Below are 1,313 nucleotides of genomic sequence, written 5' to 3'. Positions count from 1 at the left end.
CTGCGCCAAAACCCCGAGCATCGACGAGGCCAGCAGAAACGGCTCGACGCCCATGTCGATCAAGCGATTGACCGCCGACACCGCGTCGTTGGTGTGCAGCGTGGCCAGCACCAAGTGACCGGTCAGCGAGGCTTGCACGGCGATTTGTGCGGTTTCGAGATCGCGGATTTCGCCGATCATGATGATGTCCGGGTCTTGCCGCAGGATCGCCCGCAGCGCCAGGGCGAAGGTCATTTCGATTTTGGCGTTGACCTGAATCTGGCTGATGCCCGGCAGGTCGTACTCCACCGGGTCTTCAACAGTAAGGATGTTGCTGGTGCTCGCATCGAGCCGCGCCAGTGCCGCATAGAGGCTGGTAGTTTTGCCGCTGCCGGTGGGCCCGGTGACCAGCACGATGCCGTGGGGTTGGCGGATCAGGTGGTCGAGTTTGGCCAACACCTGCGCGTCCATGCCAAGGGTTTCCAGATGCAGACGCCCGGCCTGTTTGTCGAGCAGGCGCATCACAACCCTTTCGCCATGCCCGGTCGGCACGGTGGAAACACGAATATCGATCGGTCGTCCCGCCACACGCAGGGCAATGCGACCGTCCTGCGGCAGACGTTTCTCGGCGATATCGAGTTGCGCCATGATTTTGATCCGCGACACCAGCGCACCGTGCAGAGCCTTGCGCGGTGAGACCACATCCCGCAGCGTGCCGTCGACGCGATAGCGCACCACTGAATGGGTTTCGAACGGTTCGATGTGAATGTCGCTGGCCTCATCGCGCGCGGCCTGGGTGAGCAAGGCGTTGATCATGCGAATCACCGGGGCGCCGTCCTGAGTGTCGAGCAGGTCGGTGATTTCCGGCATGTCTTGCATCAGCCGATCAAGATCGACTTCGTTTTCCGCCGCACCGACCACTGCCGCCGCACTACCGGTGTCGGCGTACGCGCTGGCGAGCAAGCCATCGAGTTCGTCATCGCGCACCCGCTGAATCGTGGTCGCACCAAACTGCCGCCGTGCCTCGCTGATCGACCAGCCCGGCGTCGACGGGCACACCGTTAACACCCCATCGCACAACAAAATCCGCTGCGCCTTGGCCCAGGCGTAAGGCAGCGCACTCATCTCAAGCCCTCCCCAATCCCTGTAGGAGCTGCCGAAGGCTGCGATCTTTTGATCTTTGGCCGTTGGGGTCCGTCGAAGAGCAAGATCAACAGATCGCAGCCTTCGGCAGCTCCTACAGGTCCGGTGTTGTTCGTTATCCCTGTGGTTTTCACATTGAGGGTTGGTTTCAAAAGCGTGTGCTCCCTTCAATCGGCACCGCTTTGATCGTC

1 protein-coding gene is annotated in these 1,313 nt (G+C 61.5%); it reads right to left on the bottom strand.

The genetic code is table 11. The features are described from left to right. The coding region (locus FGA82_RS31950; protein ID WP_141130153.1) for an ATPase, T2SS/T4P/T4SS family at positions 1 to 1,104 on the bottom strand (1,104 nt) is incomplete at its 3' end. Positions 1,105 to 1,313: the final 209 nt, after the last annotated feature.

The organism is Pseudomonas fluorescens (assembly GCF_005938625.1).
Classification (GTDB): domain Bacteria; phylum Pseudomonadota; class Gammaproteobacteria; order Pseudomonadales; family Pseudomonadaceae; genus Aquipseudomonas; species Aquipseudomonas fluorescens_BD.
Note: the sequence above shows the minus strand (reverse complement) of the source record. Positions and strands in the feature narration are given on the sequence as shown.